17 protein-coding genes and 1 tRNA gene are annotated in these 24,444 nt (G+C 35.8%); 4 read left to right on the forward strand and 14 right to left on the reverse strand.

The window, feature by feature from the left end; all coding sequences use genetic code 11:
* Positions 1-24: 24 nt before the first annotated feature.
* The 4 genes from ACFQ39_RS04030 to ACFQ39_RS04045 all read right to left on the reverse strand — a co-directional run bounded on the left by ACFQ39_RS04030 (position 25) and on the right by ACFQ39_RS04045 (position 8,626).
* On the reverse strand, positions 25-1,518 hold the full coding sequence (locus ACFQ39_RS04030) for an SPOR domain-containing protein (RefSeq protein WP_377176703.1): 1,494 nt from the start codon (positions 1,516-1,518) through the stop codon (positions 25-27).
* Between the two features lie 165 nt (positions 1,519-1,683).
* A complete protein-coding gene (locus ACFQ39_RS04035) occupies positions 1,684-4,422 on the reverse strand; it encodes a T9SS type A sorting domain-containing protein (RefSeq protein WP_377176704.1) in 2,739 nt (912 codons plus the stop codon).
* Between the two features lie 268 nt (positions 4,423-4,690).
* Positions 4,691-7,417 (reverse strand): phosphoenolpyruvate carboxylase, encoded by a 2,727-nt coding sequence (locus tag ACFQ39_RS04040; RefSeq protein WP_377176705.1) that lies wholly within the window; start codon positions 7,415-7,417, stop codon positions 4,691-4,693.
* A gap of 120 nt (positions 7,418-7,537) precedes the next feature.
* On the reverse strand, positions 7,538-8,626 hold the full coding sequence (locus tag ACFQ39_RS04045; protein WP_377176706.1) for an NADH:flavin oxidoreductase: 1,089 nt from the start codon (positions 8,624-8,626) through the stop codon (positions 7,538-7,540).
* A gap of 272 nt (positions 8,627-8,898) precedes the next feature.
* Between ACFQ39_RS04045 and ACFQ39_RS04050 the strand changes: the two genes are divergently transcribed.
* Entirely contained in the window at positions 8,899-9,633 is a 735-nt protein-coding gene (locus ACFQ39_RS04050) for a DUF6090 family protein (protein ID WP_377176707.1), read from the forward strand.
* Positions 9,634-9,667: 34 nt separating this feature from the next.
* On the opposite strand, the gene ACFQ39_RS04055 is transcribed toward ACFQ39_RS04050, so the two are convergent.
* Positions 9,668-10,591: a M64 family metallopeptidase gene (locus ACFQ39_RS04055; protein ID WP_377176708.1), complete on the reverse strand. Its 924-nt coding sequence runs from the start codon at positions 10,589-10,591 to the stop codon at positions 9,668-9,670.
* 496 nt (positions 10,592-11,087) lie between these two features.
* The gene (locus tag ACFQ39_RS04060; protein ID WP_377176709.1) at positions 11,088-11,786 is read right to left on the reverse strand and encodes a fatty acid desaturase; all 699 of its coding nucleotides are present in this window, start codon (positions 11,784-11,786) and stop codon (positions 11,088-11,090) included.
* Positions 11,787-12,591: 805 nt separating this feature from the next.
* On the opposite strand from ACFQ39_RS04060, the gene ACFQ39_RS04065 reads away from it, so the two are divergent.
* The 3 genes from ACFQ39_RS04065 (at position 12,592) to ACFQ39_RS04075 (ending at position 17,532) form a co-directional block, all read left to right on the forward strand.
* A complete protein-coding gene (locus tag ACFQ39_RS04065; RefSeq protein ID WP_377176710.1) occupies positions 12,592-14,688 on the forward strand; it encodes a PQQ-dependent dehydrogenase, methanol/ethanol family in 2,097 nt (698 codons plus the stop codon).
* Positions 14,689-15,339: 651 nt separating this feature from the next.
* Positions 15,340-16,428, forward strand: coding sequence for a hypothetical protein (locus ACFQ39_RS04070; protein ID WP_377176711.1), 1,089 nt, complete (start codon positions 15,340-15,342; stop codon positions 16,426-16,428).
* A 441-nt stretch (positions 16,429-16,869) separates the two neighbouring features.
* Positions 16,870-17,532 (forward strand): YncE family protein, encoded by a 663-nt coding sequence (locus tag ACFQ39_RS04075; RefSeq protein WP_377176712.1) that lies wholly within the window; start codon positions 16,870-16,872, stop codon positions 17,530-17,532.
* Positions 17,533-17,622: 90 nt separating this feature from the next.
* On the opposite strand, the gene ACFQ39_RS04080 is transcribed toward ACFQ39_RS04075, so the two are convergent.
* From ACFQ39_RS04080 to metF, 8 genes are all read right to left on the reverse strand, one after another.
* A complete protein-coding gene (locus ACFQ39_RS04080; protein ID WP_377176713.1) occupies positions 17,623-19,056 on the reverse strand; it encodes a YfcC family protein in 1,434 nt (477 codons plus the stop codon).
* Between the two features lie 27 nt (positions 19,057-19,083).
* The gene (locus ACFQ39_RS04085) at positions 19,084-19,785 is read right to left on the reverse strand and encodes a hypothetical protein (RefSeq protein ID WP_377176714.1); all 702 of its coding nucleotides are present in this window, start codon (positions 19,783-19,785) and stop codon (positions 19,084-19,086) included.
* Between the two features lie 194 nt (positions 19,786-19,979).
* Positions 19,980-20,744, reverse strand: coding sequence for a DUF6090 family protein (locus tag ACFQ39_RS04090; protein WP_377176715.1), 765 nt, complete (start codon positions 20,742-20,744; stop codon positions 19,980-19,982).
* Positions 20,745-20,891: 147 nt separating this feature from the next.
* A complete protein-coding gene (locus ACFQ39_RS04095; RefSeq protein WP_377176716.1) occupies positions 20,892-21,659 on the reverse strand; it encodes a DUF6090 family protein in 768 nt (255 codons plus the stop codon).
* A 256-nt stretch (positions 21,660-21,915) separates the two neighbouring features.
* Positions 21,916-21,989: transfer RNA gene (locus ACFQ39_RS04100), tRNA-Asp, on the reverse strand.
* A 63-nt stretch (positions 21,990-22,052) separates the two neighbouring features.
* Entirely contained in the window at positions 22,053-22,976 is a 924-nt protein-coding gene (locus ACFQ39_RS04105; protein WP_377176717.1) for a DUF58 domain-containing protein, read from the reverse strand.
* 82 nt (positions 22,977-23,058) lie between these two features.
* A complete protein-coding gene (gene trxA / locus ACFQ39_RS04110) occupies positions 23,059-23,421 on the reverse strand; it encodes a thioredoxin (protein ID WP_377177532.1) in 363 nt (120 codons plus the stop codon).
* A 62-nt stretch (positions 23,422-23,483) separates the two neighbouring features.
* Positions 23,484-24,440 carry a methylenetetrahydrofolate reductase [NAD(P)H] gene (metF, locus tag ACFQ39_RS04115; RefSeq protein WP_377176718.1) on the reverse strand — a complete coding sequence of 319 codons (957 nt, stop codon included), beginning with the start codon at positions 24,438-24,440 and terminating at the stop codon, positions 23,484-23,486.
* Between the last annotated feature and the right edge of the window lie 4 nt (positions 24,441-24,444).

Raw genomic sequence — 24,444 nt, forward strand, 5'->3', positions numbered from 1 at the left:
AGATTTATTTCACTTATAACAGAACTAATCCTTTTTACTTTCTCTAGTTGGAATCACCGTGTGTGTTTCACCCTGTAAACCGACAATAAAGGCATCGTTATATCCCAATTGATTTAGGGTTCTCATATGTTCCAAAGCCTCTGAATAATTTTGAAAAACTCCAGAAAAAAACCTGTTAAATCCATCTGTGTACAAATGATTGAAAAAATTATTTATGCCATTAAATTGTTCAGTTTTAGCATTTTCTTGAAATGCACCTATTTGCACAGAAAAGACTTTTTCTCCGCTGCTAAAATCATAGGTTTGTGCAGAAGGATCCACATTGATCGACAAGACAACAGGAATTTCTGGAACATTTTTTATTTCCGTACTTGGCACTTCCCTTAAATCCATGACAATTTCCTGGGTGTTAGCCCCTAAATCATTCACTGTATGAATATTAATTTCCTCCGTCAGATATCCCTCTAGATAAGCTTTAAGCTTGTAATTTGTATTACAAAATTGATCAAAACTAAAGGTGCCATCTGTTTCATTTGATTGCAATGTTATAAGCTTTTTATTATCCTGATCAAGTAAGTCTAATCTTACATTTGATAATGACACCATCGTATCAGCATTTCTAACTTTACCCAAAACCTTTTGTTCACAATCAAAAAATAAAGGTTGAGTAGAAGCAAAAGCATAAATTTCATCAGTTCCCTTACCTGCTTTTTTTACGGAAGATAGATCGTCCTTCTCAGTAAAGACAGAAACACTTAACAATATGGGCTTCGAGACGGTATTGTCAAATATTTTGGCTGCAAATACATCCAAATCACCCTTTTCATTTAATTGATCCGATGAATAATACAAAACATTCTCCACATCAATAAAAGGAAATATTTCACGTCCTGTCGAATTGATTTTAGGGCCTAAATTTTCAGGTTTCCCATAAGTTCCATCACGGAATAATTCTACAGAAAAAATATCTGTTCTTCCTAAAGAACCGGGACCGTCTGAAACAAAATAAAGCTTTGTGTTCTCTTTGTTAAGCGTGGGTTGTCCGGTAGAAAAGCTTTCATGGTTAAAAGGCAACATTTCTAAGTTGACCCATTCACCTTTTTCATTTACCGTAGCTTTAAATAAATGAAGATTGACAGAACTTTTTGTCTTGGCATCATTCTCATTTATTTCTTTATTCTTTTTAATTTTTCTATTGACACTAAAAAAAACAGTCCTACCATCTTTTGTAAAGGTGTGCATTCCATCATAAATATTAGGATCTGTCGCCGAAAGCAATTCATCCCTAATGGAAAGTAAGTTTTTAGAAATATAGTCTTCAAATTCCGTCAATGTAAAGGTAAGGTCATTTTCCGCTTCTTTTTCGACACTTAAAGATCGTTTTTGAGAAATGTCTATTTTTAGCATGTTTTGACTGTTTGTACCGCTATAGTTTTCTGCTAAATGGTATTCTTGAGGACCTTGTGAAATGCTTATGAAAGGGATAAATCCCAAGCACAGAATCATTAATCTTTTCATCAAATTTGTTTTTAGAATATTTATTCGAAATCGAATAAAGAGGGGGAAATAAGTATTGCAAAATAGCAATTAAATCCGATGTTTCTAAAAACTAACAGACTAGTTATCAAGATATTTATTAACGATGAATTGATTTGTCTAAAAACAATTACAATCCGATTACGATTAATTCCTTATAACTTTTGAATGTAAAATCAAATTTGACTTTGTAAATATTTTAATATAGTATATGCCAGTATTGAGATTTGAAATATCAATCTGGGAGGTAGTAAACTCCTTTAGGCGTTTACCTGTTACGTTATATACATCTATTTTGACAATCTTTTGATTCGGAATATTTACGTCTATACGATCTGAAGTGGGATTTGGGAAAACAATTATTTCATCATCGGGTGAATTAAAATAAAACTCTTCATTGCTTAGTACCTTATTTATTGAGCCATACTTATGAATAAAACCCTTATACCAACTGTATTCATTATATACATAAGCTTTATTACCATGCTGACCAGCCATGATTAAATTATCCTGTTTGTCAACTTTATTTACAAACACCTTATGTAATGGTATTTGCGTGGTAAAATCATTCAAAACCTTTCCGTTATGGTCAATAATTCTAATTCTGTTATCGAAATAATTCCCAAAAAGAATATAATCTCCCCATTTCATCAAATAGGGGTAGTAGGAAGTGAGATCGTCACTATAAGATACAAATTTTAGATTTTGGTCTAAAACAATGGAATTATTCGAATCTACATATAAAAATATATTCTTGTCCTTAAAGGTTTTGGCGTGTAGAATTCTAGAGGAAGTATTGTAGTAATTATAGAAGTTATTAATATTCAATTTATTTATCCGATAGCTTGAAAAGTTGTTTGTTAAAAACATTAGTGTTCCATTTGTATCGATTTCTTCAACCGAAAGGCCATTATTGGTTGGCAAATCTCTCGTGAATAATTTTTCCCCGTTCTTATATAAATTAATCTGATTGGGCCTATCTAATACTCCACCACCGGTATAAAAGTAAATATCCTCATCCACTGCAAAAAATTCAAAGAACTTTTCAGAGTCTATTTTAGTTTCTTCCATCAGGTTACCAGTTTCTTTATCTAATTTATAAATAAAAAAATGTTTTTTGTTTGTAGTTGAATTACTAAATATGTCTGTTGAAATATAAATATAACTGCCGTGCCAAAATAATTTATAAGCGTTATATGAGTTATTTAAAAAATCAACTTTTCCTGATGGAGAAATTTTAAACAAATCATAGTTCTCGTTGTTTTCATAGTCTCTTAAATTAACATAGAGAAAATTATTTTCATCAATAAAATATTCTTTTCCAATGATGAATTTTGGCATTTGCACTTCCCAGAGTTCATTTAGATTTTGATCATATTTTAGAACCCGTATACTGAGAGGTGGATCTACACCTCCTATAGCTAAATATTCGGGACCCATCTTTTCAGCTACAAAAACGAGATAATTATTGTCATTATCTATGATAACTTCCTGAGGGATAGCTCTAGATGTTCCTTTTCCCGAAAAGAAATATTTATTCTCTATTTGACTATCAGATAATTTCTCAGCGTGAATATTAGTTTGAGAATAAAAATCGGATTTTGGAAACATTTTTTGATAACTGGTACCTACAGATGAAATGCTATTGCCATTGATTTTTGCAAAGTCAACAAGTTCATAGGTGTTTGAATTATGAAAAGATTTTAGTTCATTCAATTCTTTAGAGAATAGTCGGATATTGGAATTACTTGTAGTTATAAAAAAAGATCCATCACTATTTTTCTTAAAACCCGTTGCTAACATATTATCATGATTTACGATAGATTTCCAATCATTATTTTCATCGACAGTTAAAAAGTGAAGTGAATTTTTAGTCAGGTTATTAGCAATAACAACGTTACCATATTCTTCATGAATGAAAGAATCTATCAAATAATACCTATCGCTATCAGATGTGGTTGTAGCAATGACAATTTCATTATTGTTGTTAATCTTAGAAAAGTGGATCTTATCAAAATTTGTATTGAAATCACTGGTAGCAAAGGGACAGACCAAATAGCAGTTTTTATCGGCATCAATAGTTATTTTTACATCATCAGGTAATACCGCGCCATTATAATATGTAATAAAATTGGGGTCATCAAATTGTATACTTGTCTCAATATTTGACTCTTCAATTTTGTACAACTTAAATGCATTCTGACTTGAGTCATTCTGGGAAGGAGTTGATATTAAAAAATAGAATATTCCAGAGTCTATCTTACCTACAATTCCATTGTGTATTATTTCTTTGGTAAAGGAGTGAACCAAGTTTCCTTGATTGTCAATTTTTAAAAATATGAAATTATTTGATTCAAAATTGGCTTGATTTAATGGACTATACACAAGATTTAAAGAACCATCGGCATTTAAATCAACATCCATATACCCAAAATCAAAGTAATTAGACCCATCCAATTCGCCAATCGTTTTTTCATATAATCGCTCTCCGCTTGCACTGTATTTAACAATAAAGATTAAACCATTCCTCTTGGATTGATTAAAAGAGCTACGACCAATAATATATAATTCGTTATTGGAATTCAAAAATGATTTTAATGGAATGTCATAAGACAAATTTGTCTCAATTGAAAAAATATTTTTCCATATTAGATTATAGTTTTCATCTAGCTTTGTGGTTAAAATATCGGTAAAAGTTGAATCTCTTTCTGTGGTAGCAATAATTAAAGTGTTTTTATCAGAATCAACATGAGTAAAATATGAAACATCTCTATTCGTATGATGATTTAAACCAAAAGATGATCTAAGCTGAGGTAATAATAAGTCTTGTGAATAAGATTGAGTGAAAACGAAAAAAAACAAGCCTAATAGTAGTGATTTTATCATAAGAAAAATTGAATATTTGAAATATAAAAATAGCCAGTACTAATTAAATATCTCTGACTAATATCATAAAATCAAACAACAATTATATAAAAAAAATCTACTTCTTTACCCTTTTATCCCTTACATTTCAAAGAGTGATATTTTAAAAGCTATATCCCTTTTTGTAAGATAATAAGCCAAACAACAAGGCAGATTAACATCTAACATTGATTTTACTATTTATATTATTTGAGGCAAAGTTCCTACTATGTAAAATGGAGAATACTATTTAACCTGTATTTTTCAATCCACCAGATAAGGCATTTACGAGCAAAAGTAACTGTAAAAGATGTTGATCTGCTTCTTCTTTTGCACCCAAATTACCTCCCTCCAAAATCGCTCTCCATTTTTTCAGGTAATTGATCTGTATATCATGAAGAATGGTTAAAGAGTTGTTTCTCAGCTTATTATTTTCCAATGCCGAACGACGTCGAGCTTCAACAGAGGCTCCTAAAACCTCTTCAATTTTACCAAGGCAAGTTTGATAATCAGATAAAATCAAATCCATCAGCTCCTCTCTGGTATCTGCATCCTCGACCAATTCTGCAAAAGACTTCATGATTTCACTGTCAGAATTCAATAAATTTGACTCGATTTGTATCAAACTGTATCTCAAAAAAGGCCATTTATTCACCAACCGCTTTAAATAGTCAAAATCTTCAGGATATTGTTTTTGAAATTCGTCTAAGGCAGTACCCATGCCAAACCAACCACTTATGTTAAACCTTGACTGACTCCAACTGAACACCCAAGGAATAGAACGCAAGTCTTCCAATGATCGCTGACCCGTTCTGCGCGCGGGTCTCGAACCAATCTTACTTTGTTCTAAAACATCGATGGGCGTGGCTTTTGAATAGAAATATATAAATTTTGGATGATCGAGTAATTTTCGATAGGTTTCTCTTGCCATTCCCACCAATTGATCCATGATCTTGTATAGTCGCTCATCTTTGATCTCTTCTTCCTTAATAAGTGCTTGCCTTGCCGTTCCGGCCACAAACATTTCCAAATTATATGTCGCGGTAAGTCTATTGGCAAACATATTAGCAATGGTCTCTCCTTGCACAGTCATTTTAATATGACCGCTCATAGATCCTAGAGGCATACTGTCTAAAAAACGGTGAATTTTTCCACCACCACGACTAATGGTTCCTCCTCTTCCATGAAAAAGGCACAATTTCACACCAAATTCTCTGGCAACTTTTGTCAGGTTTTCTTCTGCTTTATAAATATTCCAACGGCTGGTCATAATCCCACCATCTTTGTTGCTATCGCTGTACCCCAACATCACTTCTTGATAAAACGACGGCTTGCTCTTTATTTGCTTTTGAACTACCGGATGTGAAAGGTAAGCGGAAAGAATTTCGGGTCCGGCAATAAGATCGTCAATGGTTTCTAGCAAAGGCACAACTGGTAGGTCTGCATCATGTAGTCCAACCTCTCTTAAAAGCAAGTGCACCAAAAGTAAGTCGCTCAAGCTTCGCGTCATACTCACGATAATCGAACCTATGCCTTCTTTTCCGTACTCATCAATATAAATCTTCACCTCACGTAAATAACCCAATACATTATCCGCTTCAGGACCGCACGCAGTTCCAGCCACTAAAAATGGCCTATTACTTTTAAGTTCTTTATTTAAAAAAGACAATCGTTTCTCTTCACTCCAAGATCCATATTCTGTATCTTTTGCTCCAGAAGTGGCCAAAATCTGACTAATGGCATTCTCATGATAGGCACTATTTTGCCGTATATCAATCTTCGATAAATGAAATCCAAAACATTGAACGATCCGCTCGATTGGAAATAGTGACTGCTTGGCTATTCTACCTGCTTTCAGATCAAACAAGAGCTGTCTCAACTTCTTCAATTCTAAAGACAAACTTTTTGCTGATTTAAAAACTTCCTCTTCTTCAAAATTTTGACCCTCTTTAAGCGTATTCGCTAAGCGTTGCAATAACAAATTAACAAATTGCCGTAGCGGTTCAGAAGGATTTCTCTCCATGGCTTTTTGCCCTTCTTCTCCCAACTTCTCAGCCTTTTCTTGAAGTTCTTTCAAAAACTTTATTGGAAAAGAAACCCGGTAAATGGAAAAACTTAATTCTTCAGCCAGATGAATCAACTGATTTTGGATCATTTGAAGTGCGGCTTGACGCTGCAAGCGCAAGGTAGAAGCTGTAAATTGAGGTGTTACAAAAGGGTGACCATCACGATCTCCACCTACCCAACTCCCAAATTGGATCATAGGAAAATGCTCTGGAGAATCTAATAATTCGGATGAAAATCCCATGGAGGTCCATGCATCTAGTAATCGCTGATCTGTTAAGCGCACAGCTTCAGGGAAAACATTCTCAAAATAATGCATCAGGTTATTGCGCTCATCTTCTAGGCGAGGTTTTTGCAAATAAATCTCTCCCGTACGCCACCATCGCTCCATCAAACTGATGATCTCTCTCTTTAGCCCGGCCTGTTCTAAAGTAGACCAATTAGGATTTTCTCTCTTTACAAGAAGCAAGTATAATTCGCGGTGTATGTCCAATACGGTGAGCCGTTTGGCTTCTGTGGGATGAGCTGTCAATACAGGCACCACCTTTATTCCGCTCAACTTTTCAGCAATTTCCCGCTCATCTAACCCTTCCTTTTTCCAGTTGTACAATGTCTCGCCCCATGAGCCTCTTGTAGATTCTAAGCCAAATGAGGTCTCTATTTTTCTTCGGTACTGGGTAGCCGCGTTTTCTTCAACTAAATTTAACAGCTCAAAACAGATCCCAATCGCCTGTGTTAATTTTTCATCAGCATGATCAATCTTTTTAGGCATTTCAGGTTTATCAAGAGGTAAACTTTTTACCAATTCTTCCTCGCCTATAGAAATAAGCATTTCGCTAAACAGAGATATTAAATAATTAAAATCAACTTTTATCTTTTCAAGACCTTCAAATTGGAGCAATTCCTTCGTCATTCATTTATATTTTGATAAATAATATGGCAAAAATACCAAATTAATTATCGAGATAAAAGTGAATCAGTCCTGTGGATGTGTGAAAACGGGTAAAGACCTAACCCTTAGTTCCTTTTACTTTCAAACTGATGAAGCTTCTACAAAATCTGGCCATCTGCCCATATAAGTAATAAAGGAATCACTTAGTCCCTCTTTGAGAAGATAGTGCTTTGATACGGGTGTTTCTATGGATTTAAAATCGGGATTCTCTATGACTTTAACCGGAAAATCATGGTGAAGAATGGCAGATCGTCCGATGCTCACAAAATCCACGCCCACATCCAAAATCTGTTTCACATCTTGTCCATTTCTAATTTTTCCAGCGACAGTAAGTTTTACATCTTTTAGATCGAGACCTGTAAAATGCTCCAGCAATGTTTGGTTTTGATATTGTTCATCTTCCGGGCGTTTAAAGAAATCCCAAAGAGAGATATCGAGAAAATCAATTTTAGCTTCTTCTGCAAATTGTAAACACAATGTTTTAATTTCTGAAAGTTCCATACCGAATTTCTCGGGTGACAGTCTCACCCCTAGCAAAAAATCCTTACCACAAGCTTCTCTGATCCCATCTACAATTTCAAACAAGAGCCTCGCTCGGTTGCCGAGAGAACCACCGTACTCATCTGTTCTATGGTTAATTTCCGCACTGATAAACTGACTGAGGATATAACCATGTGCTCCATGAACTTCTACACCGTCATAACCACTTTTTTTCGCTCTAGTAGCTGCGCGAATAAAATCATCGCGCAATTGTTTTACTTCTTCTAACCTCAAAGCCCGAGCTCCGGTTTTTTCATTTGCAGATGGACAAACCGGTGCCTGACCAATTAATTCTGAGGTCGACCGCATACCTGCGTGATGTAACTGGATCAAGGCCAAACTGCCATATTCCTTTATTTTGTTGGTTAGCCTTTGGTGCCCTTCCAAATGATCATCGCTAAAAATCCCCAATTGGCCTGAAAAGCCTTTCCCGATCTCTTGAACATGAGAAGCACAAGTCATGACCAAACCAAATTGACCTCGAGCCCTCATCGTCAGCCAGTGAAATTCTTCTTCTGATAATCTGCCGTCTTCATAACTTTGCTGATTGGTCATGGGGGCCAACATAAACCTGTTTTTCATGATTTGGCCACATTGAAAACGGAGGGGTGTATCGGGGCTATGATTCATTCTTTAAACTTTTAAATGACAGAATCGAGATTGTGATCAGACATAATTAGAATAGATCTTCCTCGGGTAGAGTACGAAGATAAGAAAAACAGCTAAGTAGTAAATGAGATGCGCCACCTTGAAACAAAAAAAGCGGTACGGACGAGTTTCCTGAAACTCAATCAACAAGCAATTTATCAGCAACCTATTTAATTTCAATAGAGGTCTATTTCTCTTTCCTGACCCGAAGGTAGTCCCATTTTTTATATATTTAAACATCAATTTCTGAACCCATGCTTCCTTTATTTCGAAAGATCCGTAAACAATATGCACATGACAATCAGTTTTTGAAGTACCTGCGATATGCCATTGGGGAGATCGTATTGGTAGTAATAGGAATATTGATCGCTTTGCAAATTAACAACTGGAACGAAAAAAAGAAGGAGGCTGATAATGAACGGTATATTCTACAGGAAGTTTTGGCCAATTTAAGGGAAGATTCGGTGCTCATAAAAGAGATCGTTATTAGGAGAAAATTAGCTCAGGCTGCCTCTTTTCATTTGTTGGACTATGTAGGAAAGGAAAAAATGAACCCCGATACGCTAAAACTGGATATGGCAAGGTTTCTGAGCTTCGAACGCTATTTCCCGATCAACAATGCCTATGAAGTGCTAAAATCCAAAGGATTGAAACTATCCAACAGAGAACTCACCACGAAACTTTCGCGCTATTACGATTTTGAACAAAAAAAAGTTACCAGTAGCATTTATGATATAGAAACCAACTTCAATAAAATATTTAGCAATCGTGAGGGTTTGCTGCCCTTTATTACAGAGATGGAACTCAATACTTTTGTCAATATCAGTGATCCCAATGATCCGGTTTTTATCGAAGAACTTAAAAATGAAGTGATGTCTTTTAAAGACAATAACGGTGGCACCATAAACAGCTTGTTGAATTTTCAAAAGATCAATGATAACCTGATCAAACTGGTAGACAACGAACTTCAAAAATTAAGTGATCGATAAGCCAATTCTTCAAAATAATGAAGATCATGATGAGCTAATTACACCCTATGGCATTTATTAACCTTTGATTCACAATTTCTCTTTGCTTCGGAGCAAATGTTGTCGCGCTTTGGTCACTTCTCATGATCGAATTTTCCCATTCCCGCCAATAACCCTTTGAAACATATCTGGCTCCTTCAAACCAATTACCAGGATTATACGTCAACACATTTTGTTTAGGCTCTTGTGGCAGGTACCAGGGTTCGTAATTTTCTATGGCACATAGTGTTGCGGACCCTTCATATTCATCATCCATATTTCCAAAAGAATGGCCAAATTCGTGCCTGATCAAATACTTAAAACCTTCACTGCCGTCATATTTTGAAACGATCATATTAGACACTTTAGGATTTATTATTGAATTGTGTTCTGTAACGCCCGGAAACTCAGCACCACCGTAGTAATCAGTGGTATTGGCTATAATGATGGTATACACATAATCTCCTGTTGCATAACTGCTAAATAACTCTTCTAACAAATCCCTTTTTACAGGTTCCATACCCGCATAATGTTGAAGGCCGACTCGATTTCCAAAAACAGACCAAGGCGTTGTTGAAGAAGTATTATTCACATCATTATTATTGCAGACACTTGTAAATTGTATAGTCTTTATACCGGAAGTAATTGAAGGGGCATTGACCCGGTAAAAGTTCAAATTTTTAGAGGCTGATGCAAAAGGTTCCATATCGAGTATGGCTTGTTTTGCGACATCGCATAATGTATTAAATTCAGTCATTTCTGATTCGATAAAACCTTCTGCCAAGAATATGATATTTGCCACACATCCTTCATTTTCTTGTCCTATGATAACTGGGCAAGGGATCGCGGAATCTATACAGCGTTCTTTACTCACGTCATCCTCACTATTGCAACTGAAAAGGGTAAAAAACAGCAAAATGAATAGAATACTTTTTTTCATAGATAACTAGCTTTAATTATTGCCACCATGTTATAACACGTCAAAAAGACCATGAACAGTATTTGTTAGAATCTTCTTAAGCACTAATTTTTAATCTTCATTTTTCTTGTTTTGCGGGGGTGAATATCATCATTTTTTGTCGAAACTTTGTCCAAAACTCGTCATAAAATAAAAAATATATATTCTGATCATCATCTCTCTTAACATCAAGAATTAATCCTTTTTATTGTTTAAACAACTCCTGATCTACCTTTTCGTGATATAGCATAAAGAAATGTCTTGTAGACCTTAATTAAGATTGTGCTTCATGGATCGAGAACATTTATGATCCTTTCTATAAATTTTATTATTATATCTAAACCATGCAGATAGCAGGTTTTATAAGATACAATATTGAATTGATAGTAATGTTAGGCTTGAAGGCAAAGGTGCCTTTTAAAATGAATCATTAGAATATATAGGTGATCATTTGTAGTTGACTTTTTCGACTTACCTTTTATTTCATCTGCCACAACCTCCACCAGGGTACACCTGGTGCATCATGGTGCTCATAATGATAGCCGAAAAAATAACAACTAAAAAAAGCTAAAAGGTGATTTTTCTCAAGTGTTCTTGATTTGTGCTTATTGTCGTGTTCATGCCCATCATTATGTGGAATAAAAGTGCCAAAATAGAATAACTGAAAGGTTGATAAGATACTTGGGAGACTCCAAAAAAGGATCAGATTCTCTAGAGGAAATATCAACCACAGCAATTGAAGACTAATCGTGATCAAAATAATTTGCCTTAGCGTAATATATCTCTTTAAAAAATTCCAATACCATAACCAGAATTTCCCTGAATCATGATAATCAGGATCTTTCTCAGTGGCTACAAATCTATGGTGTTCATGGTGTTTTACAATAAGTGCATCATAGGAATTAAAAGCGAATAAAAAAGAAGTGATATATCCAATAATATAATTCACTTTTCTGTTTTTTGAAACTGAGCCATGCATGGCATCATGTGACGTAATGAAAATTCCCGTGTACAAATGCGTTTGAATGTAAATAAAAAGGTATGTCAAAGGGTTTCTGTAGTCAATATGCCAATTGAGCAAAAATAAAAGACTCATACCCCATACTACAATTAATGAGATGCCCATGACTGTTCCTATGGGATCAACTGAAAGTGATATGAGTTTACGCGACTTCAAAATTGGTTATTTTGTTTAACAAATATAATTATTTTTTAAACAATTTTATTTATTTAACACCTCATTAACAATAAATTTAAGATAAATTATAGTTCTATTTTCCGCTTAAAGTCTTGTTTTATAATTGTTTTACACGTTTTGGCATCCATTAATTCTGTTTATTTTTTAAATCGATTAATTAGACGTTTTTAGAAAGGATTCACTAGAATATTGAAATAAAAAGGAGGATGAAGGTTTAAAAACCCCCAAAACAAAAAAACCTCAGTCCCGAGCCCTTGGGATGAAGTTTTCCATTAGCTAACCTCTTAAACCATAAAGGCTTGTGTTAACCACACAACTGTTTATTACACTTAATAGAAGCGGTCCGGACGGAATCGCTCACATTTAGTTAAAAGCTTGATTAACAGATTACTGCCCTATGATAAAAGAATCATTTCCCTTTGATCAGTATCAATATAGCATCATTTTACCTATATTTAATCATCAACAACTAAACGATGATCCCTTTCAAACAGGACAGAGCGTCAAGAGGGCAGAATGAAAAAGCCAATAATTTGGCTTTTGAATGATGAGCCAGATGAGGCGAGGCAAAGCAGACATTTTCAGCGATAGGGCAAGGTGGTACAAGGGCATAAATAATTATGGTAAAATTTTTAGACAGATCTGCCACCTGCCGCCTATACAGCTATATGCCTTATGCCCTTTTAGCAATCGTATTCGTCTAGTTGGTATATTTTACACTTCAAATCAATCTTTAAATTTAGATCAGAAAAACGTATATTTAGAATCCTAAAACCAAACTTTTATGAAATATTCCCAGTTTCTAGGAGCCGGACTGATCAGTCTTTTCCTGCTTGCCTGCAGTGAAAACAAAACCAAAACTATTATTTATGATGACCAAGCGATAGCCAATGAATCGCAAACATCTAATTGGCTTGCTTACGGTCGTACCCATAATGAACTCCGATTTAGTCCTTCAACACAAATCAATACAGCTAATGTGGCCGACCTAAAGGTAGATTGGTTTATGGATCTTCCTGATGATGTTGGACTAGTTTCAACGCCTTTGGTAATTGATGGAGTAATTTATTTCACAGGCACAATGAATGTGATAAGGGCGGTTGATGCAGTTAAGGGTAACCTACTCTGGGAATACAACCCACAAGTAGCCAAAGAAATTGAAGGAAAGCGTAAAATTGGATGGAAACACAACCGGGGAATATCTTTTTATGATGGAAAAATTTTTGCTGCTACCTGGGATGGGAGGCTCTTTGCCCTCAATGCCAAAACAGGGAAAGAAGTATGGATGGTTAGAACCTTTAGCTTAGACCGATCTTTGTATATCACAGGAGCACCAAAAGCTTTCAAAGGAAAAGTAATTATAGGAAATGGCGGTACAGAAAATGGACCTACGCGCGGCTATGTCACAGCCTATGATGCAAATACCGGAAAGGAAGCCTGGAAATTTTACATTGTGCCCGGTAACCCTGCCGATGGATTTGAAAATGAGGCGATGGAAATGGCGGCTAAAACCTGGACAGGAGAATGGTGGAAGCACGGTGGAGGCGGAAATGCCTGGCATGCTTTTACCTATGATGAAGAGCTTGATGTACTTTATATTGGCACGGGGAATGGCTCACCCTGGAATCGCAAGATTCGCAGTCCTGAAGGGGGAGATAACCTCTTTTTATGTTCCATTGTAGCCCTAAAGCCAGATACCGGAGAATACTTATGGCACTATCAAACAACTCCAGGAGAAAGTTGGGATTATAATTCCAACATGGATATTGTGCTTACGGACCTCAACATAGATGGAAAAGAAATTAAAGCGATGCTACATGCTCCAAAGAATGGATTCTTCTACGTAATAAATCGGGAAACGGGAAAACTGATTTCTGCAGAACCTTTTGTAAAAACAACCTGGGCTTCTCATATAGATTTAGAAACGGGCAGGCCTGTGGAGGTTCCTGGTGCCCGTTATGAAAACGGCCCGGCCTACATCACCCCAAGTCCATATGGAGCTCATAGTTGGTATGCCATGTCATACAATCCTCAGACTGGCCTGGTCTATTTACCGGCATTGCACTATGCCACTAAATTTACAGACGAAGGGATTGATCTTGCCAACTGGCAAGCAGAAGAGTTTGTTGGTGGATTAGGTGTGATTCCTCTCGAGGGGGAAGCCCCTGAAGACTATCCGGCTTCCTTGATTGCATGGGATCCAGTTAAACAAGAAGAAGTTTGGACAGTTCCACAAGAAATGACACCAAATGCTGGTACCCTTACCACGGCCGGAAACTTGGTTTTCCAAGGACGAGCCGATGGAAACTTACTTGCCTATGATGCAAGTACGGGCAAGATTCTTTGGACACACAACCTCGGTCTTGGTATTGCCGCACCCCCTATAACTTATGAAATTAATGGCAAGCAATACCTATCTCTTTTGGTAGGTTGGGGTGGCGGTGCTTCTGGTCTAGGTAGCTCGTTATCCTCCGAAAAAAATAACCCACAAAAACTGGGTTGGTCTTATAAAACACATATGCGTCGTTTGGTAACCTTTTCACTCGATGGAATGGCAAATATGCCAGTACTACCCCCACCTCATTTTCCCAAGCCCATCGAGGCTCCGGAATTCATAATTAATCCCACCAAAGCGGCCTTAGGAGCGCAACTCTATGGTTTCTGTGGTTCATGTCATGGCGGTGGTGCTGTGGCAGCAGGTATGGCGCCTGATTTAAGAGCATCTGAAATTCCACTTAACAAAGAAGCTTTTGCTGCTGTAGTGCGAGATGGGGCTAAAATAGAGGCAGGAATGCCCGTTCGGCCGGAAATGACAGATGAACAATTGGAGGCATTGCAACATTATATTCGACAAAGAGCGAGAGAAACCCTGCAAAAGTAGAAATCAAACCGATTTTAAAAAACTTAAAGAATCAAAAACAGAATACCCTCCATTGCCTATCAATTCCGTCCCGAGGACTTCGGGATCGGGGACGGGATGAAGCTTTTATTTAGCTAAATCTAAGCTCAAAAACAGAACTATTTATTAGGCTTAAAAAAAGCGATCTGAACGGGACATCTTAGCTCCTCATAAACACTTTATTCCGGAATGATATAAAACTACAGAAATCCCTATTTCCCATAAGATATCAGATTGCCAATTTACGCATACGTCAGCATCAACAACCAATCACATGGATCCCCTTTTTCATAAAAATCCCCAAAAAAAAAAAGCAGAAGACAACAAACCTTGAAATAAGCCAGAAATGCAATTGGAAAACTAGTCCTTCTCGTAATTGGGATCTTGATCCCACTACAGTTCAACAATTGGATCGCTGAAAGAAAGTAAAGAATGGAAGATATGAAGCTCAACTGCCAAGTATTTATAAATCTTATTGGGTTCAGCATATACTTTTTGTTTAAGAATCGAGGTACTTTAAATTATTTAAGTTCAACATTTTAAAGAGTTATTAACATTTTTTTATGTCCTGATTACCAAATGAATAATGAATATTAAATTTAATAGAATTAATCAAATCAAATTTAAAAAATCATGAAGAAAAACAACAAAACAGAAAAAGATGGAACAAACCAATTATTCTTTTCAATTGCATTTGGAAGCTTGTTTATGGCCTTACTTTTAACCTCTTGTTCAAATGAAACTTTGGAGTCTGATACAACCCGCATTGCGGAAAGTGAAATGAAGACTTTTGATCTGATCGAGAAACCCAATGAACTCATCCGTATTGAAAGTACAGCGGAAGAATCAGACAATATAGCTTTAAAAACTACAACTGCACCTGGTGATGATAAAGGTAGATTCAATATCACTCTTAAATATTTAGTCCCTGTAACTGAAAGACAGCGAGAAGTTTTTGAGTCTGCAGTTGCTCGTTGGGAGCGAATTATTATTAAAGATGTTCCTTCTTTTACAGGTACTGTCCCTTCAGCCTTTAGAGGTTTTCCTCCTGCAATAGATAACGAAACTGCGGACGATATTGTGATTGAAGTTGTGCTTGCCCCAATTGATGGGCCTGGACGAATTCTTGGACAGGCAGGACCGAGATTTTTCCGTACCAGTAACTTTTTAACCCTTACTGGGGTTATGTTTTTTGATGTTGATGATTTAGATTTCCTTGAGAGCCTTGATTTATTTGAAGAAGTCATCGTTCATGAAATGGGTCATGTATTAGGCGTTGGAACTCTTTGGAATCTTGATTTTAATTTTGAGCCATTTAACTTTACCAGAATGCTTCGGGGAGGAACCGAATCCAATCCATATTTTACCGGAAGGATGGCCAATGTTCATTGGAATGCTGAAGGTGGAACAGGCGAATTACCAATTGAAGGTGACTTTGGACCAGGAACTCGATTTTCTCATTGGGATGAGGCTACTTTAAACAATGAATTGATGACCGGATTTTTGAATTTAGGTGAGAACCCACTAAGTCGTATAACAGCTGGATCGTTGAGAGATCTGGGTTATGGTACCGCTGTTAAAGGAGAATCTTACGACCTACCTAAAGGGACACCCGGTATTGACATCAATGAAATTGCTGGCCGTGAATCTGGCCAAGGATTAAATATTGCAAAAATGGAAGAAATCCTCGAGCCTATTGGATACGTAACAGCCGAGAATTAAAAAATATATTTTAAAACCCGAGTGCTATATCATTCGGGTTTTTTTTGGTCCCACCTAGACCACAACAATATAATGTAAACCATTGATTTAAAAATACTTAAGACTTTCCTAAGTCAAACATCCCTTTTATCGCCCCTTCCACTCCAATATTGATGGCCTAAAATCTATTTGAAAAGCCCTCTAAGACCCCAAGTGCTTAAGGTTGCTTGGTGTTTTGCGAAAGAACTGGAATATTCAATATTAAGAAGTATGATTCATTAAAATTTATTTCACCAATCAAATTTTTAATACACCCTGGCAAGCAAATATTCTGATTATCAAAAAGTTATATTGAATTAAATACTAAATTTTCATTTTTTATCCTTAAATTGAAGAAAATGAATTAATAACTAAATCTATTTGATTATGAAAACCATTAAAAATCGATCTGAATAGACAACGTTGAAGCTCGCCTTTTTCGCCGTTCTTTTTATGGCCTTTTCCTGCAACGAGGATATGGCTGAGCTTGAAGCAAACCAGGATGCGGTGCAGGCCAAAAATTCGAAGGCTGTATTGAAAACCATTGCCAGGGGTGCTGAAATTCATGGAACCAACGGAATTTACTTTGGCCCGGATGACAATTTATACATCGCAAGTTTTTACGGCCAGGAAATTGTCGTGATGGACAAGCAAAATGGCAAAATCCTGAAACGATTTCCAGTGAACAGTGCTGATGATCTTGTTTTTCACCCTGATGGTGAGTCCTTTTACTTTACCGATATCCTGACCGGATTTGTAACTCGAATGGATCTGGAAGGAGGCGAAATTAAGAGCCAGTACGTTGCCCCTGGGGTGAATCCGATCACTTTCTTAGAAGATGAAGATAATCCTGAAAATCTGCGACTGTTTGTGGGGCTCGATTTTGAGGGAGACGGTCTCTATGAGTTGGATCCCAACCTGATTGATGATCCACGACCCATTGTAGAATATGCGGAAGATACTTACCCTATTGGTTTTTCAAAATTACTTGCAACGGATATCCTCACTAAAATAGTTATTTACAAATATATCATAGAGGTAAATAAGTTTGTTATACCTTTTTCTAAAAAGAGTAGAGATACTTAAAAACAAGACAATCGTGCGGGAGCAGGGGGTGTTGTGCCTACATGCGGCTGGCAGGCTTTCGTTATGTTTAATTTATTTTATAAATATCTCTTAATAGCCTATCCAAATTGCTATAGCTATAAATACTAAAGCTAAAATCATACTAGCAATAAATAATGGTAAGACTAACTTGAACCACTTCTCGTAAGAAACCTTGGCCAATCCCAACATAGCCATTAACACGCCATTTGTTGGTATAATAAGATTTGAAAGTCCGTCACCTAAAATGTACGCGAGTACTGCAGTTTGTCGTGATATCCCTAAAATATCTGCCATTGGTGTCATCAAAGGCATGGAAACTAAGGCTTGACCAGACGCTGAGGGTATGAAAAAGTTCAGTCCAGATTGAAAAAAAAACATGCCTTCAGCGGCTACTGTTTTAGACATTGACATAAGCACTTCGCTAGCGTTATATAGTAAAGTATCTATAATCATCCCTTCTTGAAGCACTACCGAGATACCACGTGCTACACCAATTACTAGTGCAGGTACAATCATAATTTGCAAGCCTTTGGTAAATGCAGCCATAGACTCATCACCTGACATACCCGCAATTTTTGTCACTACAATTAATATTCCAATAAAGCAGGCGCTCATTTCAATGAGTCCCCATCCAATAGTTTGCACGGCAATAAGAATCGCTGTATAAGACAACACGAAAAAGAGAAGTATATATATGTGTTTTTTTTCTAAATTTTCTTTATCAAACGATCCAAATTCATCCAAATTAAAGGGGTCATTTTTCATAAGACTATATGAAGATTTTTTCTTTATTCTATCACCATATCGAGTAATGAAATAAAAACCAATTGCTGCATAGACTACAAATAAAATTAGTCGAAAACCTATTCCAGATCCAATTGGTAGTTCAGCAATAATTTGGGCAATCTGTACATTAAATGGGTTCGTTACGCCAGAGCTCCAACCCAAATATACTGGTACACTTAGCAAAGCAAAACCAAATAGTCGGTCGTAACCTAAACGCTTTGATAAGAATAGAAAAACAGGAACTAAAGCAATGGTTTCAGATGCTATTCCCATAAACGATGCTCCTGAGAAAACTGTCATGTAGATTAAAAAAAGTAAAAGTTTAGGTCTATTTTTAAACTTAGCAATTAATGAAAATAGAAATGCATTAATTGTACCTGTTTGCTGAATTAATGAAAAAAGAGCACCAATTATAAAAACATAAAAAATAAGTACGGCTGAGTCTCCCAGACCTTTTGGTATTGCACTAAAAACACCTAATATAGAAACTGGCGAGGATTTCCCTTCAATGTCCTCTCCAATTATTACAGCCTTTAAAGAATAATTCTTAGAGACTACTTTATAACTATTAGGCACAACTACTGTCTGTTTCATGCTGCCATAATCTTTGGTGGTTCTTTCGAAACTACCACTAGGTATTACGTAAGAGAGTATGGAGCAAATTATTATAATCCAAAAAAGGAAAATAAAGACATGAGGGATTTTAAAGTTTTTCATTGGTTGGCAGCTGGCTTTATTTTTCCGTTATTCAGATTTTAATATTTTAAAATCTTTAAAGTAACCTTCAGTTCCAATATCCACCCATAATGCGATACTTCCTGATTGGGATTTTCCTTTCATTTCATTCACAATAAATGATGATTGTTCTTGGTCGTTCAGGTAGAGTTTGGCCACTTTTTCTTTCAACTCTACTCTAAATGTAATCCATTCGTCAAGTCCGATATCTGCATAAGTTTCAAACTCGCCCTTTGATTCCGCCCGTAATCTGTCGAACTTATAGTCTGGATACGCATAATATTGTACGGTGTGATTTCTAGCAAATTGATTATCCGACCTACCCACATTAGGTCTTAGGTATATTGATTCGAATGAAGAATTATCTCCATTTACTCTAAACGCTACGCCAATAAATCCTTGGGACCCTTTGAATGGGGATGGAGTTTGAATTCTACTCAACATTTTTACTTCAAAGACACCGTTTTGAATATCCAGATTTTTTACTTTCACATAAGTCGGCTCATCCACTGTTTTAGACAAGTTCTGCAAATCAAATGGCAAAGACTTTAAATCCCTTTCAACTTTTAGAACTTTTTCTCCCTCCAGTTCTACAATGGATGCATTCACATCGAATATTTCAAATTTTCTGCCTTCCCATTCAATTGTCTGAGCATTAGAATTTATTATAAATGATAATATGGTTACGATGGTTAAAAAAAATCTGTTCATTTATTTTAAATTAGTTCATTAGTTGTTTTTTAGCTTTTTGTCGACGGTTTGGCTATGGTTTCGTTGCGTGAAAATCTGCGAGGATTTTCCGCTGCAAACCGAAGATAGCAAATTTGCGAGAACATTCCGAAAGGAAAGTCGGAAGCAATGAATTATAGCCGGTGTTGTGGCTGTCTGCGGCTGGCAGGCTTTGTTTATTCTTTTATTTCTTTGCTAATTAGGTCTATGATCGTATCTATTTCCTTCTGCATCGTTTCTAGCCTATCGATCGTTTCAAGTTGAGATACATTTTTCCAACGATGTATGCCTTCATAAACTAAAATCAACTCCCTTAAATTTTCATCGATATGTAAAAATTCTTTCATCTTAGGTTGATTATCCAGTCGCTTTGGTAGGGTAGTTGCTCCCAACAATGAACTTAATTTTTGAGTTATTCCTCGTTGCCCGTTATCCGTTGCATCAAAACGTTGAATGGTAAGGTTTTGTATGCTTCGTAAATTCATTAGCTTATTTCTTATTAATGAAGGAATTAAGCCAATATCACCGCTACTCTGAAGCGACTCGATAGTATTTGTATTAAATATTGGCGGTGTTGAAATTAAAGAAAGTCTAGAAATCTGTTCATATGCTGTAGCAGGAGTTAAGCCTTCATGGTCATATAAACTCAGATAATCACTGTATTCTTTTTGGTGTCTGCTGAATTCTTCAATAGTATATTCGGTTGATATAATGTCACTATTCAAATCGTCTAATAATTGCACATAATAATCTTGTTTCTTGATTTCTTTTTTTTGTTCTTCATTCCAATTATTAATTTGAAGCGCTATAAGAATACCAATAACAACTAGAATAATCTCTCCGATTGCATATTTCAAGTACCTGCCTGCCGACAAGGCAGGCTTTCCAGTTTTTCCTTCTGAAAGTAAGTTTTGACGGATTTTTCTGAAAAAATTGATCATAACTTTTGTTTTTTGGGCTACTGTACCGCCTGGTTCCTTACGATCAAAGGTCTACAAACCTTTGATGGACGTTAAGTCCTCTAAAGAATTAATCATGTTCGTTATTCATACTTTATTGAATGGGTACATAAACTGTATTTGGGTTTGTTATTCAAGAATATTTTCTTCTAAAGTCATGATCTTTTCATTCAACAATTTAAGCGTCTTTTCTAAAGCAACTTTTCTGATTAGCGTGTAGTCGTATATTTCAACCAAGGTATTTCTAAATTCAATATTTTCTCTTAATTCTTCAAAATTAATAGGAACATTCAAAATAAGTCTGGTTATGTTATTTCCTTTATAATAAACACTTGATGACCTAAATTCTCTTTTTATAAAAGGCATGAGGTTATTTTTAATTAGATCATAATGATTATTTCTTCTGATGACTATATTACTAAAATATTCATCATATAAAATTGTTGCATCTTTTCTTATCTCTGAATTACTTAAAAGATTAATCCCATTCGTTTCAATAAACTTGTAGGTGGTATTAGCGCTATTGAAAACACCTATTCCCTGAATAAGTTCAAAACATTTTTGTAGTGTACTGTCTACTGGTTTGTCATTGTCGAAATAATCAAATATTTTTTCATAGGCTTCTTGTTGGGTAATCATTTGATTTAAAGTAACTTCTATTTCTTTTATATTTGAAAGATAATCTGATTTTAATTCTTTCAGTAAACTCTGCTCTTTTATGGAATCTATTCTATCTGAATTCCAATTATTAATTGATAAGGCAATCAGAATACCTATAACCACAAGTACAATTTCGCCAATAGCGTATCTGGCATACTTCAAGGGTCTGTTATCATCAGCCATTTTCCCTGCCTTTCCGGCAGGCAGATTACGGATTTTTCTGAAGAATGAAATCATAAAGTTTTGTTGGTGAATAAATATAGTTAAAATGAGGATAAGTTCTGAAGTGAGAGTAACGAACAAAAACTATAGCTATTACTCTTTTTAAAAAAGTAGAAAACTTTCCATTTGAGTGTAGAAAATAAAAAATGTCGGGAACATGTCTTGATAAAAACAAAAAAACCTCAGTGGAAACTGAAGTCTTTCATTAGCTAACTTCTTAAACCATAAAGGCTTACGTTAACAACACAACTATTTTTACTCTTAAAAGAAGCGGTCTGGACGGGACTCGAACCCGCGACCCCATGCGTGACAGGCATGTATTCTAACCAGCTGAACTACCAAACCATCGCTTAAAGCGGATGCAAATATAAGATCGTTTTTTATTTTTGCAAAATGTTTTTTCACTTTTTATAAAATTTGTTTTCTTTTCAACAAATAAGCACTCAATACCTTCTCAAAACCTTCGTGAATATCTACGGGGATATAATCTATTTTGTATTGCATACATTTCATCTTCAACTGATTAAAAAATTGTTCCATCATTCTTTTATAGTCCTCTCTGTAATTTTGAGCAAATACATTTATCTTTTCACCTGTTTCTACATCGACAAATTTTTTAGGTCTTTCATCAAAATTCAGCTCAAATTCATATTTTCCCGAGTAAACATGAAACAAAACCACCTCGTGTTTATTGTATTTTAAATGACGTAAAGCAGAGATCAACTCTCCCTCCTTTCGGTCTGATTGCAACATATCTGTAAATAAAAAGATCAAAGACCTTCTGTGAATTTTTTCTGCGATCTCGTGAAGTATCTGATAAGTATTTGTGGTTTTACTGCTCGGTTTTTGCATAAGCTTTTCGAGTTGATCCATCAACATGCGTTTTTGCCTTTCGCTTCCCTTAGCGGGGGCATAATAATCCAACTCATCAGAATAGATACTCAAACCAAAGGCATCGCGCTGCCTTTTTAAGATCTCTAATAAAGAGGCTGCAGCCAAGGCCGAAAATCCAATTTTATTGAGATTTTCCAATCTTTTGTTCTCACTTTCCGGAAATGACATCGAAGCCGAATCGTCAATAATAATTTGACAACGCAAATTGGTCTCTTCTTCATAACGCTTTACAAATAACTTCTCTGTTTTCGCAAATAATTTCCAATCGATATCTTTGATACTTTCTCCTTTATTATAAAGTCTATGTTCTGCAAACTCCACCGAAAACCCATGAAAAGGACTTTTATGCATGCCTGTGATAAATCCTTCAACCACCTGTTTGGCCAATATTTCTAGCGGCGGAATCTTTTCGAGATACTTTATTTCATTCATGCTCATAGCTCAAAAATAAGCATTTCTTACTGAGAAGGCATAAAAAAAGCCCGATTAGATCGGGCTTTTCCTTCTTGTTGTGTTGGACTTATAATAAAGCAGTTAGTTTATCTGCATATACGTTTTTAGGTGCCACACCTACTTGTTTATCAGCTATTTCACCACCTTTAAATAATAAAACGGTGGGAATATTTCTCACGCCATATTTGGCCGCGTATTCCTGATTGTTGTCTACGTCTACCTTAGCAATCACTACTTTATCTCCAAATTCTCCATTCAATTCATCAATAATGGGATGTAACATTCTGCAAGGACCGCACCATGCTGCCCAAAAATCTACCAATACGGGTTTATCTGATTTTAATACTACATCTTCAAAAGTAGCATCTGTAACTTCTATTGCCATAATAATTTGTTTTAATTCCTGTTTAGAAACACAAAAATAATCAATATTTCAATGCTTTACATCATTTATAAATTCGTTTTTCTTATAACTGCATCAGCTTTACCTATTTAAAACACTTCTGAAGCTATCGCTTTGATGTTGTCTGATTTCCCCATAGAGTAAAAATGAACCACAGGCACACCGGCTTCTACAAGTTCTTTAGACTGCTGAATTGCCCATTCTATTCCTACTTGTCTCACCTCTTTATTCGAATTGCATTTGTCTACCTCTTTTACCAGATCATCAGGTAACTCTACCCTGAAGATCTGCGGTAAAACATTCATATGCTTTTGAATTGCGATGGGTTTAATTCCTGGAATTATAGGCACCGTAATCCCCATTTCTCTTGCCTTTTCTACAAACCTGAAATATTTTTTATTGTCAAAAAACATTTGCGTAACCACATAATCTGCCCCGGCATCTACTTTTTCCTTTAACCTCCTCAAGTCGGATTCCATGCTAGGTGATTCAAAATGCTTTTCAGGATAACCTGCTACACCAATACAAAAATTCGTTTGATGACTGGCATCTACAATTTCGTGTAGATATTTTCCTCTATTGAGATCATCGATTTGCTTTACAAGGTCTACCGCATAATTATTGCCATTGTCTGTGGGAACAAAATAAGCTTCATGTTTCATGGCATCTCCGCGCAATGCCATCACATTTTCTATCCCTAGATAATGACAATCTACCAAAACGTATTCCGTTTCTTCTTTTGAAAAACCTCCACATAAAATATGCGGTACCGTGTCAACCCCGTATTTATGCATAATGGAGGCGCAAATTCCCACAGTACCCGGGCGCATTCTGGTTATTTTTCTCTCTAATAATCCGTCCTTTCTCTGGATAAATATATGCTCTTCGCGCGATGTTGTCACATCGATAAAAGGAGGCTTAAACTCCATCAAAGGATCGATATTGTCATATAAATGTTGAATATTCTGACCTTTTTGTGGTGGAACAATTTCAAAAGAAAACAAGGTCTTTCCTTTGGCTTGTTCAAAATGTTCTGATATTTTCATGCTA

This window comes from Namhaeicola litoreus, from assembly GCF_042679565.1.
Taxonomy (GTDB): Bacteria; Bacteroidota; Bacteroidia; order Flavobacteriales; family Flavobacteriaceae; genus Namhaeicola; species Namhaeicola litoreus.